The sequence below is a fragment of the endosymbiont of Galathealinum brachiosum genome (genome assembly GCA_003349885.1).
Lineage (GTDB): Bacteria > Pseudomonadota > Gammaproteobacteria > SZUA-229 > SZUA-229 > SZUA-229.
Map to the genome: position 1 here is coordinate 629985 of QFXC01000013.1, position 13746 is coordinate 643730.

Consider the following 13746-nt stretch of genomic DNA (forward strand, 5'->3'; position numbering starts at 1 on the left):
ACATTTGACCAAAAATCGTACCCAATTGGACGTACTATGCATACTTTATCAGCAATAATCATAAGCATGAATGAAGAAGACAGAATCACACCTTGCATGGAATCATTAAAAAATTATGTTGATGAAATTATTGTATTTGATTCAGGAAGTACAGATAAAACAGTTGATATTGTTAAGCGATATACAGATAAAGTATGGGTTACTGAAACATGGCCAGGTGATGGATTCCAGAAACAACTGGCTCTTGATCAAGCAAGCTGTGACTGGGTTTTAATGATAGATGCCGATGAATACCTTGATATCGAAATGAAATCAGCAATCACTGATATTCTGTCACAAGATATGATTACTGAAACAGCTTTCAAGCTCCCCTGGGGGAACATCATTCTTGGCAAGCAACTACGATATGGCAGATCAGCAAGAGCACCTGTTCGACTATTCAAACGCATAGGATCTCATATTACTCAGGTAGTAGTACATGGCCAGGTAGTAACTGAAGGAAAGATATCGACTATTAAGAAAGGTTTTCTAATGCATAATTCATTAAGAAACTTTGAGCACCTGTTGGAAAAAAATCGTAGTTACTCATGGGAAACAACACTAAAATATTTTTCTCAAAAAAAGCGAAGCTTTGGTATAGAAATCGCTGTACTTAGAGCTTTATGGACATTTATCCATATATTCATACTTCGTTTAGGGTTTCTTGACGGGCACAGAGGCTTATTGATGGCTGTTATGTTTGCTCAAGCATCATTTAATAAATATGCAGGTTTATGGTATTTAGAAAATGAAGAAAAAAATAAAACTAATCCTGACCTATAGATTCAATAATCAGACTCTACAATAAAGTTATCATTTATTGTAGCTTCATAACTTGCGTATATCGATTCAACTTTTTCACGTATTATACTATTTTCCATATTTAGTCTAAATGAAATTATCTTTAACTCATCGCCAAAAATCAGTCTACAGCTATCAAGTGCGGCCGAATAAAATGAAGCCAGCACTATAGGGCGTGGTCCAATAAATGCTAATTGATATTCAATAGGGTAATCAAATAAAACAACTTTAATACCCAGTTTATTTTTAATTAAATCAAGTTTCTCAGCTGAATCTCTTCGATGCGCAATATAAATAAGGGGCTTTTGACCGAAATATTTTTTAACTTTACTTAACTGCGTTAAATACTCATCTTGAGTGATAATAGTAATTTCACTAAGAGGCGAGCCAATAAAGTAAGCTTCGTCTATAGTCGGAAGAGAATCAACATTTGACCTTAAATAATTAAACTCATTCTTTACAACTCGATCTGTACTTCGAACAGATATGTCATACGCAGTAAAAAAACAGGCCTTATCCTCTTCCTGTTCTTTAATTCCCTGTATTAATCTTTTACCATAGAGCTTTATTTTTTTTGAGAGTTTAATATTTGAATTTTTATTAAATCCATTTTTTCGTTTTTCAGATAAGTCTAGCGTGCCATTTCCATCATCTAAAAAAACAAGTTCACGATGTGGCGTCACATTAATAAAATGATTCATATAGACATAATTTGTGTATCCAACAACAATATACTCAACATCACCGAGATATCTACTTATTTTATTAAGTCTTGGAACATAAAAAAATGAACGTTTAAAATATTTTGACTGCTGTAGCTTGCCAAATATTGATGTGATATTTTTTAAAAATGGACTACCGAAGAATAAATTTATTTCATTTAAAGAAACAACATCACACCACTCATCAATTGATTCTGTTAATGCCTGAATTTGTGGCTGGCTTTTTCTATCTGCCATAATTATGACAATACAATCATCTTTTGACAACTTAAAGTAATGCTTTGCTTCAATTGCATTTAATAATTGCAACGGAGTTTTAATTAAAAAAACACTTTTCATTTTTAACTCATTATTCTTTTAATTATTAGCTCAAATAACTAACTGGTTTAATGTTTATTATTACTTTCCATTTTATTAACAATACTTACATAATCGTCTGGCAAACCCATATCAATCCAGTAATCATTTATTTCATACGATTTATTAACATAACCCTCATCATTCAACAGTGTAAATAATGTAGGTAAGTCAAAAAACTCATTTTTAGGTACGTGCTTCAAAACATCAGGACTCAGAACATAAATCCCAGTATTTATATAATAATTATGCTCAGGTTTTTCCTGCAAATTAAGTATATTATTCTGACTATCTATTTCGATTACACCATAAGGTATCTGATAGCTACTCTTTCTTACGCACATAGTGGCACTTGAATTGTTTTTATTATGATAATCTAGCAACTTTTCATAATCAACTGAAGTAATAACGTCACCATTAGTCACAAAGAATGGCTCTTTAATTTCAGTATTAATTAAGCTTAAAGCACCGCCAGTTCCTAATCGTTTTGTCTCTTCAAGGTATTTAATTTCAACACCCAACTCATAACCATCTTTAAAGTGTTGCCTGATAATTTCAGATTTATAATTAACACTTAAAATAAACTTAGTAAAACCATGAGAAATGAACATCTCCATAATATGCTCAAGCATAGGTTTATCACCAACCATCAACATCGGCTTAGGCGTATGTTTTGTCAAATCGCCTAATCTAGTACCTAAACCGCCAGCCATAATAACAACCCAATTAGGCTTTAAATCAAACTCTTCATCATCAAGCGTAATAACATCCTGCAAGACCATATTACTATCAACAATTGGCATGTGTTTTCTATGAAGTTCTTTTAATTTATGTACAACCTGTTTTCTTGTTGCATTAATATCCATAACAACTGGGTCTTTATTAATAATCTCAAGTAAATTCGTCTTATCATCTAGTATTGCTCGTCTGATATCACCATCAGTAAGGATACCAACCAGTTTATTAGCATCATCTACCACGGCCAAAAAACCATTACCATTGGTATCAATCATTCTGATAGCTTCTTTGAATGTCGACTTACTTGATAGAACTAGGTTTTTCATAATATATTCTTTTGAAGAAATGCAGAATCATATTCCACATTATATTTTAATGTTTTTCCAATTAAAAGCTGGGGATCATCAATAGCACTCTCATTATCTATCGTTTTCATATTGATGTCATTTTCAGATAAGATGCAACCTACCAACAAATCTCTAGCCGCTACTGGTACCTTCTGCCTATTCCTGTAATTTATTTCTTTTTCATTCATAACAAAAAGATGATCGTCGTTTAAATCAAGAATTTCGTCAAGATACGTAAGCTTATTAACTATACTTTTTAACTTATCTATCCCTACAGCAGATTGAAAATCAATTCGTTCCTTTCCTTCATTTATTGTTATATGTTTTTCAAATACTCTCGCACCTAATGCGTAAGCATACTCATTACTTGTTACTGACATCTCACTGTCATATGATGAATGATCTGCATATCCAATAGTACAATTAGGATACATACTAACTAACTCTTTTATTCTTCCTAATTTTATGTCATTCAGGTCGGATGGAAATGATTGAAAGCCAACCATTAAAGTTACATCTCTGCTTTTATGCTTATTAACTAGAAACGCAATTTCATCAAGCGTTCTACCTCCTACACCTAATATTAATGGCACAGAAAATTCATCTAATTTCGATAATAATTTTTTATCTTTAAATGATACAGAATGTATTTCAACATACCTAACATCAAAGCTAGAAATCAACTCAAAAGCGCCCACATCAATAGGCATTAAAATAATGTCCAGACCAATACTTTTAGCATGTTCAAAAATTTCTTTCCAGTCATCTATAGAAAACACCCACTTTTTAGCATCTTGATAAGAAGAGTGACGTGTCGACATAAGTTGATTTAAGTCCATCAAAACTTGAAATTTAATACCTTGTAACCCGGCATTTTTAGCTTCATCAATTAGCTTTAATAAGTATTCTTTATCGCCTTCATGATGAAATGCTGTTTCAGCATATATATAAAAACTCATTAATCACCCAATTTCAAAATAATTTGATTCTTTAATACGCTTATTCATATCTTCCTGAAACTCATCGAAACTTATTTCTTTTCCATATGGCATCTTTATATTTCCTGATGACTCTATTTTACTATTCGCTATTTTATTCTCATCTATAATTGCAACAATATCTTTTAAATTGATTTTCAAGGGATTTCCAGAATAATATTCTAAAATGCTTTTTGTTCGATCTAGATCTTTATTGGTATCAACCGTAACGGTGTAGTTAGAACATGATTTAAGATCTCTAATATTTACAACGCCACATTTAAAATGTTCTGGCTTAAACATATACAGCAACAGATATTCACTTATAGCAGGATCAATTAGATCAAAACATTCTTTAACGGCCGTCAACTTCATAACTTCTGCTGTTGCCCCTACTGGAACATCAATAATCCTGGTGTAATCCAGGTCATTTAAATTATGAATATTTATTTGTTCTTCTAAATATTCATAAGATGTAAATACGTTGTCACCTGTAATTCTTATAACATTATCAGCACACTCATTATTGCCTACTGAAATCATCCTCTCGATAACAGCATCAGGAGAGCCTCTATATATCTTGATTTCATTCCTACTAGCTACATCCTCCAAAATATCATCTACAGCTTCATGTGATGTGCATAAATATATTTCATTAATATTATTAACTAACTTTAATCTTTGTATCATAAAATCAAGCATTGTGAAGTCTTCAACAACATTTCTTAAAACTTTTAGCGGAAGCCTCGTTGAGACAGTTCTAGCTATGATGCAGGCAATAGTTTTTTTACTCATAGTGAAATACTTTTTCAAATAAATTTAATTTAATTTTAACAACCAACTTAACGACATTCGAGCAATCGCAGCCTGCCTTAACCCCAGTTTTATGCACATCTTCAAACATAAACACGCCTGCTTTTCCAGGTTCCAATATAATATTTTTTACTTTTTTATCGGAGTTATATAAATAATAATCGTTATCAATATCTGACTCAAAACATTCTAACGAATTATCAAACTTTAATAATTCTATTTTTTCACAACCATCAAGAACAATATGCACATCAATATATTTTTTGTGCGATTCAAACACGCTTTCAGGCTTTAGAGTGGCATGCATTGCGATGCAAAAAACATCTTCATTTAATATTATTTTTTCAGCTTCACCCAATTCAAGTGTTGTTGCTTTAATTTTACATCTATCGATAAAATCAATAATATTATTATCATCAAATAAATTATTTAATAGTCCATCACTTAAACTTACAATATATGCCATCACTTATACCTAACTAATGAACCAGTCAATCAAAATCGCTTAATAATAACGTTTTATCTTTTTTAGTGTCATTTTTGAACTTACGCCCCAGAACATAATCTATCTCGCCAGGCCTGATACCTGTTCCTGGACGCTTATAAACAAAATCTTCTTTCGTTAATACATGCCCTTTTCTCACGTCTACGTTTAATGTCGCGCTTCTTCTGAATTTTTCTCTTTTTTCAATTTCTTCAGGGGATAATACTTTATATGAGCTACCTAAAGTTCTATATACCTTATTTCCTTCTTCACAAATTATTTTTAGATCCTTTTCATCAGCAGACACTTTATGATCCCAGCCAAACATCTCCTTATCTAAAGTAAAATGTTTTTCAATTACTTTCACTCCTTTCCCAATTGCCGCTAAAGGCACGGAAAAACCAAGCGTGTGGTCTGAATAACCAATTTCACAATCATATAATGCATTTAATGTGTCTATAAAATTAAGATTAACAATTTCATCTCTAGGTGGATAAATAGATACTGTATGTAATAGAGAGAAGTTATCAAACTTTTTACTTTTAAATAAATTATAAACAGCATCAATTTCCTGCAAATCAGCCATGCCTGTTGATATAAGTATAGGCAAACCTGTATCTATTGCAGCTTCAATCATTTCCAGATTATCCGCATCCATCGAAGCCAGCTTAATAAAACTACTATTTATTTCTTTTAAAAAATAAACGCCATCAGCATCAACAGGTGTACAGCCAAAATCAATACCTATATCATCACAATATTTTTTAAAAACACCAAGCTGTTCTTTGTCATTAATAAACTCATCTATCTGCTCTGATACACCATCAAGATTTAATTCTTTTGTTTCCCATTTATCGATGTTTTCTATTTTTACTGAACCCTCATCTAAATCAGACATATACTGCTCTGTAAACAGGTTTTCTTTAGTAAAATACTGAAACTTAACTGCATCAGCTCCGCAATCTTTAGCTGACTTTATCATTTTCAAACCGAGCTCTGTATTTCCATTGTGATTACATCCAATTTCAGCAATTATATATGGCTTATTTAATTCTTTAAAAATCATCATATAACTCTTTCTTTAATTTAATATTTTCCCACCAACAAAATTTATTAGTATTAAATCGTGCATTAATAATACTTATATATTTATCTTTACCGATTTCTTCTATAAATCTTTCTAATTCAATCACGTCAGAATATAACTCTTCAAACTCAGCGCATACGTGCCTAAAATAATTATAATGTGATTTTTTTATACTAATTCCTTGCGCCAGCCTATCTTCAGTCAGCTTAAAATCAAACCCTACAAATGATTCATCGTGTTGTCTATAGTTTGCAAAAGTCTTATCTAACTTAAGGCCTTTACCGCCATCAATTAACACTTTTGTAGCTATAAACCAATCAAGTGCGCGTATATCATCAGGAAACATCATATCTCTATAATTATATTCAGTTAAATTAATAGCCATACTTCCAAACCCGATATAATTAAATGATTTTATATGTTTCCAATTATCAATATCACGCGGGATGCTCCTACTACCAAAAAACGACTCTTTACCCAGTCTATTAAGGTTTTTATCCACAATGTAAAAATCATTAAACACAAACGAATAATTATCAATTTTATTTCTTATTTCTTTTACCCTGTTGCAATCAACATTCTCATCAAAATCAGAAAATATTAATACATCCGCATTAAGATCATATGATAAATCTATCAGGCGCTTCCTTAACTCAATGTGTGTTTGTTTATTTGTTACATCAAACACATGAATAGTTAAGTGATTACTGTTTAAACTTGCTATTTCGCTTCTTATCAACTCTCCATCTGCTTGATCATTAATGATCAAAACTTCAAAATCAATATCAACCTGACAGAATACAGACTTTAAATAATCATTTAAAAATAGTTTAAACTCTTTACACTCATACATTACCGTCGAATATATGATCTTTTTACTCATCAGCGAATTTCTTTTAATAATACAAAGCTCTCAGCATATTCACATCCAGCCGTGGAGCCTCTCAATGTTGATAGTGCCTTTAAACCTCTAATGCTTCTTGGAAATGGGTGTTCACCCACTTCACCTTCGTATAACTTCATTATTTCCAATTTCTTTTCAATATGATCTGTGATATCAACAAATACATTTGGAATATATGCATCTTCTTTTGTGCTGGGAGAGAACTCTGTTTCGCTTAATGTTTCCATCATGTATATTTTTTTAATATACGGGTATCTAAATGATTTAGTACAGCTATAAGCAGCTGAAAAGATTGCCCTATGATCGCTATGAACATCACTTTTAAATGGCAGATAGATTATAGTTGGTTGTATTTTTTGAATAACTTCTGATATTTTACCTACAAGATCACTAACCGAATATTCATCCACCCGCATAGTATCGAGTCTTAAGTTATGAGTGCTACTAAAGCCATACTCTTTACTTACTTTTGATATTTCCTCTTCTCTTTTATCATAATTTTCATCTGTAGCATTAAGACTTGTACATATCAACCAATGTATATTGTCACCTTCAAGTTTATGCTTTAATAGAGCGCCACCACAGCCCAACGTTTCATCGTCTGGATGTACAGCTAATACCAATACTTTATCATTCATTAGAAAACGTCCGACATTATTAAATCAACCTTAAAATTGCATCCACTCATATGCTCATCAAATATTTTATAACCAAAGGCGTAGTCAAATGACTTCTCATTATCATAATCATTACAATCACTTACATATAAATTATATTTTCTATTCTTATCTAATGAATCAAAATAATTATCATGAAAAATCAGATCATGTTCGTTTTCAAATTCTTTATATATTACATTTCCATCTTTAATATATTTCATGCCCGGCTTAGATAAACGCCAATTCAACATCAATTCATCATCAAGACTAAACTCAATCTGATTTTTACTTTTTTTTGAGCTTTCTCTCGGCAATTTATCACTCGTAAGCTCAACTACACAACCCTGTGTGTCGATTGTCCATCCTAGCCTCTTTTTGAATCCAGGGGCAGAATTCATGTTAGGAAACCCATAAACTAGAGAATAATTTAATTTTTTAGCTTCCTCATAAACCACATTAGCTTGCTCAATAAACAAACCATGCCTTCTATAACTCACATCAACCATAGTCGTCATAGACAATGCAGCCAATATACCTGTCCCATTATATTTCAGCCTTACAGGAATAACGGCATAATGGCCGACTAAAGCGCCTTCATGATAATACAATGAAACAACAGGGTCACCACAGGGATTCTCAATATAAGCCCACTCCCATAGCTTTTCATCGAGCTCAGCGTTAAAGCTTTTATGAAACAATTTAATTATTTCTTTTTTATGTTTTTTTAACTCTAATTTATCTGTAATTAATATTTTTTCAAACATCTTCTATTATACTTTTTATCGTTGTTTTGTTTTTTCTACCCAATATATTTCTTTCTAATGCTTTTTTAAGTGTTTTTGGCATGTATATTGTTTCATCAACCTCTTTAAGGTTGCTTAATATTTTATAAGAAACATCAATACCTATAAGATCTATAATAAAAAATATATCTCTACCATCATATAATTTTGAATACACCTGGTTTATTTGCTCTACTCCATAACCAAATTTTTCTACCAGTTTTAAAGCAGATGAAATCTCATGGAAAAGTATGTAATTCCCTATGTATCCTCTATTTTCATTAACATCAACGACAACATAACCCAGACTCTCAAACTTACTCACTAAAGAACTTAGATCACCTAATTCTTCCTGCTTCACATTGTTGTTTGACAACTCAATCAAACCCAAACTAATTGGATTAAAAAAATGCATTCCTAATATCTCTGAAGATATTTCATCTGGTGAGTATGATGATGTATTGGTTAAATACAAACTATTATTATTGAGTCTTATTTTTTCATAAATTTCTTTTTTTATCGTTATGTCTTCAACGACGCTTTCAATAGTTGTACAGTTAGGTAATTCATTCAATTCTGCATATAAAACATACTTGCCTTCCCGGGTATCTCTTAGACTTTTTTTAAGGATTTTTACCTGTCTTAAAAAATCTTTTTCATTAATATCATTTCTACTATATATATTAACTTCACAGCCCGACAAATATAATAATGCGGAAATTTGTTTCCCCATCAATCCAAAACCCAAGACATTTATCATCATTATTTATTCGCCTATCTTTCTTCACACTTAATCTATATACATTGCTTATTCTATTTAACTAACCAATAATCATTTATCGATAAGATTTATCTGAATCTCTTATTCTTTAATTACTTCACCTGCTTTAATAAAACTATCACAACCTATTTCAGCTCCTTCCTTGCAGACAGCATTACTACCAAAAAAAGTGCCTTGTCCTATTTTTGCTCCTCCATTAACAGCAGCACACGTTGATATATGACAGAAATCGCCAATAATGACTTCATGCTCTATAAGTGCCTTGCTATTTATAATGCAATTATCACCTATTGTTACAGCCGCATTAATTAATGCATCATGCATTATAATAGTACCCCGTCCTATTTTTGCCTTACGTGACACATATGCACGAGGAGACACAACATTAGCCAGGCTGGAATTATTAACCTCTAGAATACGGTTAATTCTTTTACGTATCGATACTGTTTTTATCTGCCCTACAGTAATCAGAAACTCATTACCTTTTTTGGTCAAACGTTCTATATCATCATCTGTGCCTATGTACTGATAACCTGATATTTTTTCACCTATCAGTTCTTTCTTATCTAGAATACCGACTATTTCATATAGATTTTCCTGTTCAATAACATCTATACAAGACTTACAATGACCGCCGCCACCAATTAATACTATTTTTTTCATCCCGGCCTTACGCTACTTGGTATATTCACAACACGTGATTCCAGCCATACCGAATTATCCAAATCACCACATTGTGCATCTTTATACATATCCAGCTTACTCATTAAGCACCATATTGGTCTCGTCATAACATTTCTAGAGTTAGTCTCTTCAAGAAAGCTGTCTCTATCTTCTTTAGAATTTAAAATTATTGAGTTAAGCCAGTAGTTAGCTTCACTGTTCACTGGGCTTTTCACGAATGTCATATTTTTAGTTGAAAAATAATTTTCATACATCCTTGCAAGCTCATGTTTATTTTTGATAAACACACTTATATTCTCTAGTTGAGCAACCAATAGAGCTGCATTTATATTTGGCATTCGGTAATTATAGCCAGTCATATCATGTTTATATTCCCACTTATGCGGAACTTTAGCAGTAGTAGTCATATGTTTTATTTTCTTTGCGATCTCTTCATCATCAGTAACAACGCAACCACCGCCACCTGATGTTATAATTTTATTACCATTAAAACTGAATACACCTAATTTACCAAAAGTACCAGTATGTTTGTCCTTATAATAACTACCTAATGATTCAGCAGCATCTTCAACGAGGGAGATATTGTACTTATCACATATTTCTTTAATTTCATCAATTCTGCACGGATGCCCAAATGTATGCATTGGCACACAGGCTTTAATTGCTTTTCCTGTCTTTTTGTTAATACACGTATCATTTTCTACTATTGCATTTTCTTCTAAAAATACTTTCAATGAAATGGCCGACATACCCATAGTATCTCGATCTACATCGACAAAAACAGGTATAGCATTACAATAACTAATGGCATTACACGTTGCTACAAACGTCAGGGGCTGGGTTATAACCTCGTCACCTGATTCTACCCCAACCGCAAGTAGTGAAATATGTAAGGCTGAAGTACCATTTGATGTAGCCACTGCATACCTTGCACCTACAAATTCTGCAATAGAACTTTCAAATCGATCAACAAATTCACCTACAGAAGAAACAAACGTTGAATCTATACACTCATTTAAGTATTTCTTTTCATTACCAATAAATCTTGGCTCATGTAATGGTATAAACTCATCTGTCTTATAAACCGACTTAATAAAATCAATAACATCCTTATACATTACATTTTTCCATCAAGATACTTACCTGTATCTTTATAGCCAAATTCAGGAATCATTTTGAAAAAAAGATCTACAATATCTTTTTTAGACCATTGTTTATTTTCTTTAAATACTCTTATCGTTTCTTCAAAATTTTCAAGTAATTTTTGTTCATATTCCAGATCATTCTTTATCACTGCAATGTTCTGGTATTTCTCCATATCTATCGTTTCTTTATCTGTAAAAAATTCTTCGAAATCTTTTTCACCCGTAGTATCACTAATTGTAAAAAAGCAGGGCCACATACCTTTTTTGGGTAATGTTTTAGCTAGAGTTCTTGCTTCATCTTCATCTTCACACAAATAAGGCTCATAGCCTTTTCCCTTCAGATACTCTACTGCAATATCAGCAAATGACATTAAATGCAGATTCTTACTTAATTTTGGAAAAAATATATCTCTATTTTCCCCAAATAAGCAACTCATTAAACATAACTCACCACTTTCTTGCTGAGTAATAAAGTATCTCTTAATATCTTTCGGCGCGACTATGGGTTGGTTTTTTTCTATTCTTTGATTAAAACTATGCAGTAGCGAACCATCGCTAAACGCTACATTTGCAAATCTTGCTGTTGATATTTCGATGTTTAAAGACTTTCTCATCAGAAACATTTCCATTATCTTTTTACTTGCACCCATCATATTTGCTGGGTTTGCCGCTTTATCAGTGGATACGCAGAAATACTTTTTAGCTCCATTATCGATTGATTGCTGTATTGTTTTATCCGTATTAAAAACATTTACATCTATCATGCGCATCAAGGTAAAGGGATCTTTCTCACTTCTGACATGTTTTAAAGCCGACAGATTAAATACATAATCATATTTACCATCGGATTCAATAAAAGCATCATACTCAATGCTACCAATATCTAACGCTAACGTCTGAAACTCACCCTCTATATAACCAATTGAACTTCTTAAATCACGAACGAGTTCAACCATATTATTTTCACTAATATCTACAACATGTAATTTTTTTGGGTTTCTTTTGAAAATTTCTTTAACTACAGCCTGGCCGATCGAGCCAGCACCACCAACCACTAGAAATGTGGACGATGAAATAATCTTTTTAAGCTCGGAATCATATTTTTCAATATCTTCGTTGAATAGCTCTTTTTCTCTGCCTATCAAACTTAATATCTGACTCATTTTTACTTACAACCTATTTATTAGATAGTCATTGCTCACAAGTTATAAATTTATTTTTTTAAATGGTATTCAGCACCACAATACGGGCACTTGCCTTCTCCGTCATCATCTAAAGCAATAAACACCTGTGGATGTGAGTTCCATAAACTGGTTCCCGGCATAGGACAATGCACGGGAACGTCATCCTCTGTCACTTCATATTTGTTTTTTTCATTTGGCGTAGATAATTTTTCCTGAGCTGTCATCGTTATTCTCTTTTGGGCTTTGCAAATTATTTATCATATGCTAAGAATGAGCAGCCTCAAAGCCACCCTACTTAACTGTTGTTAACCATTTCTTATCTATTTCTTTTCTGCCGTGAACCACATCAAAATATAATGTTTGTAGTTTCTCGGTAATTGGTCCACGTGTACCAGCACCAATCATACGGTTATCAACTTCACGTATGGGGGTAACTTCTGCAGCGGTACCTGTAAAGAAAGCTTCATCTGCAATATAAACTTCATCGCGTGTAATGCGCTTTTCAACAATTTCGATACCCAGTTCATTACAAAATTTGAATATTGTATTTCGTGTAATACCATTAAGTGCAGAAGTTAAATCCGGTGTATAAATAACGCCGTTTTTAACCAGGAATATATTCTCACCACTTCCTTCCGCTACATAACCTTCAGGGTCGAGAAGCATAGCCTCATCATATCCATCACTAATTGCTTCCTGTAATGCCAGCATAGAATTAATGTAATGCCCATTCGCTTTCGCTTTTGTCATGCTAATATTTACATGATGGCGCGTATAAGATGAGGTATGTATTCTTAAACCATTTTTCAGATTATCTTCACCCAGATATGCGCCCCATTCCCAGGCAGCAACAATCATATGTGTTTTCAAATTATCTGCACGTAATCCCATACCTTCAGAACCATAAAAAGCCATTGGCCTTATATACGCCGACTCTAGATTATTTTCACGCACCACTAATTTATGCGCTTCATTTATTTCATCTTTACTGTATGGCATATCCATACGCATAATATGCGCCGAATCAAACAAACGATCTGTATGCTCCTGTAGACGAAATATTGCAGTACCCTGCTCTGCTTTATAAGCTCGAACTCCTTCAAATACACCCATTCCATAATGTAGTGTATGGGTTAAAACATGTACCTTAGCTTCGCGCCAGGGAACCAGTTCCCCGTCAAACCAAATTACACCATCGCGATCGGCCATGGTTTGCATACTTCTTACTCCTAAAATTATTTT

At 32.5% G+C, this 13746-nt stretch carries 16 protein-coding genes; 1 reads left to right on the forward strand and 15 read right to left on the reverse strand.

Translation table 11 applies throughout. The annotated features are described in order from the left end of the window. The first annotated feature begins 36 nt into the window (after positions 1 to 36). Positions 37 to 822, forward strand: a complete 786-nt coding sequence (locus tag DIZ80_15775) for a glycosyl transferase (protein RDH81535.1) — start codon at positions 37 to 39, stop codon at positions 820 to 822. A gap of 2 nt (positions 823 to 824) precedes the next feature. Here the strand turns inward: DIZ80_15775 and DIZ80_15780 are convergent, their stop codons facing one another. From DIZ80_15780 to DIZ80_15850, 15 genes are all read right to left on the reverse strand, one after another. Then, complete coding sequence (locus DIZ80_15780; protein RDH81536.1) at positions 825 to 1901, reverse strand: hypothetical protein; 1077 nt, start codon at positions 1899 to 1901, stop codon at positions 825 to 827. Between the two features lie 47 nt (positions 1902 to 1948). Beyond that, positions 1949 to 2983, reverse strand: a complete 1035-nt coding sequence (locus DIZ80_15785) for a nucleotidyl transferase (protein RDH81537.1) — start codon at positions 2981 to 2983, stop codon at positions 1949 to 1951. After that, positions 2980 to 3963: a hypothetical protein gene (locus DIZ80_15790; protein RDH81538.1), complete on the reverse strand. Its 984-nt coding sequence runs from the start codon at positions 3961 to 3963 to the stop codon at positions 2980 to 2982. The genes DIZ80_15785 and DIZ80_15790 overlap by 4 nt, the downstream gene beginning before the upstream one ends. Positions 3964 to 3966: 3 nt before the next feature. Then, positions 3967 to 4776, reverse strand: a complete 810-nt coding sequence (locus DIZ80_15795) for a hypothetical protein (protein RDH81539.1) — start codon at positions 4774 to 4776, stop codon at positions 3967 to 3969. Next, entirely contained in the window at positions 4769 to 5260 is a 492-nt protein-coding gene (locus DIZ80_15800) for a hypothetical protein (protein RDH81540.1), read from the reverse strand. The genes DIZ80_15795 and DIZ80_15800 overlap by 8 nt, the downstream gene beginning before the upstream one ends. 25 nt (positions 5261 to 5285) lie before the next feature. Next, complete coding sequence (locus DIZ80_15805) at positions 5286 to 6344, reverse strand: N-acetylneuraminate synthase (GenBank protein RDH81720.1); 1059 nt, start codon at positions 6342 to 6344, stop codon at positions 5286 to 5288. After that, entirely contained in the window at positions 6334 to 7248 is a 915-nt protein-coding gene (locus DIZ80_15810; protein RDH81541.1) for a hypothetical protein, read from the reverse strand. The genes DIZ80_15805 and DIZ80_15810 overlap by 11 nt, the downstream gene beginning before the upstream one ends. After that, the gene (locus DIZ80_15815) at positions 7248 to 7907 is read right to left on the reverse strand and encodes a GlcNAc-PI de-N-acetylase (protein RDH81542.1); all 660 of its coding nucleotides are present in this window, start codon (positions 7905 to 7907) and stop codon (positions 7248 to 7250) included. The genes DIZ80_15810 and DIZ80_15815 overlap by 1 nt, the downstream gene beginning before the upstream one ends. After that, positions 7907 to 8692: a GNAT family N-acetyltransferase gene (locus DIZ80_15820; protein RDH81543.1), complete on the reverse strand. Its 786-nt coding sequence runs from the start codon at positions 8690 to 8692 to the stop codon at positions 7907 to 7909. Before DIZ80_15820 ends, DIZ80_15815 begins: the two co-directional genes overlap by 1 nt. Then, the gene (locus tag DIZ80_15825; protein RDH81544.1) at positions 8685 to 9473 is read right to left on the reverse strand and encodes a hypothetical protein; all 789 of its coding nucleotides are present in this window, start codon (positions 9471 to 9473) and stop codon (positions 8685 to 8687) included. The genes DIZ80_15820 and DIZ80_15825 overlap by 8 nt, the downstream gene beginning before the upstream one ends. A 99-nt stretch (positions 9474 to 9572) precedes the next feature. Then, on the reverse strand, positions 9573 to 10154 hold the full coding sequence (locus DIZ80_15830) for an acetyltransferase (protein ID RDH81545.1): 582 nt from the start codon (positions 10152 to 10154) through the stop codon (positions 9573 to 9575). After that, the gene (locus DIZ80_15835) at positions 10151 to 11293 is read right to left on the reverse strand and encodes a LegC family aminotransferase (protein ID RDH81546.1); all 1143 of its coding nucleotides are present in this window, start codon (positions 11291 to 11293) and stop codon (positions 10151 to 10153) included. Before DIZ80_15835 ends, DIZ80_15830 begins: the two co-directional genes overlap by 4 nt. Then, on the reverse strand, positions 11293 to 12483 hold the full coding sequence (locus tag DIZ80_15840; GenBank protein RDH81547.1) for a UDP-N-acetylglucosamine 4,6-dehydratase: 1191 nt from the start codon (positions 12481 to 12483) through the stop codon (positions 11293 to 11295). Before DIZ80_15840 ends, DIZ80_15835 begins: the two co-directional genes overlap by 1 nt. 50 nt (positions 12484 to 12533) lie before the next feature. Next, positions 12534 to 12728 carry a zinc-finger domain-containing protein gene (locus DIZ80_15845; GenBank protein ID RDH81548.1) on the reverse strand — a complete coding sequence of 65 codons (195 nt, stop codon included), beginning with the start codon at positions 12726 to 12728 and terminating at the stop codon, positions 12534 to 12536. Positions 12729 to 12795: 67 nt separating this feature from the next. Continuing rightward, positions 12796 to 13722, reverse strand: a complete 927-nt coding sequence (locus tag DIZ80_15850) for a branched chain amino acid aminotransferase (GenBank protein ID RDH81549.1) — start codon at positions 13720 to 13722, stop codon at positions 12796 to 12798. Between the last annotated feature and the right edge of the window lie 24 nt (positions 13723 to 13746).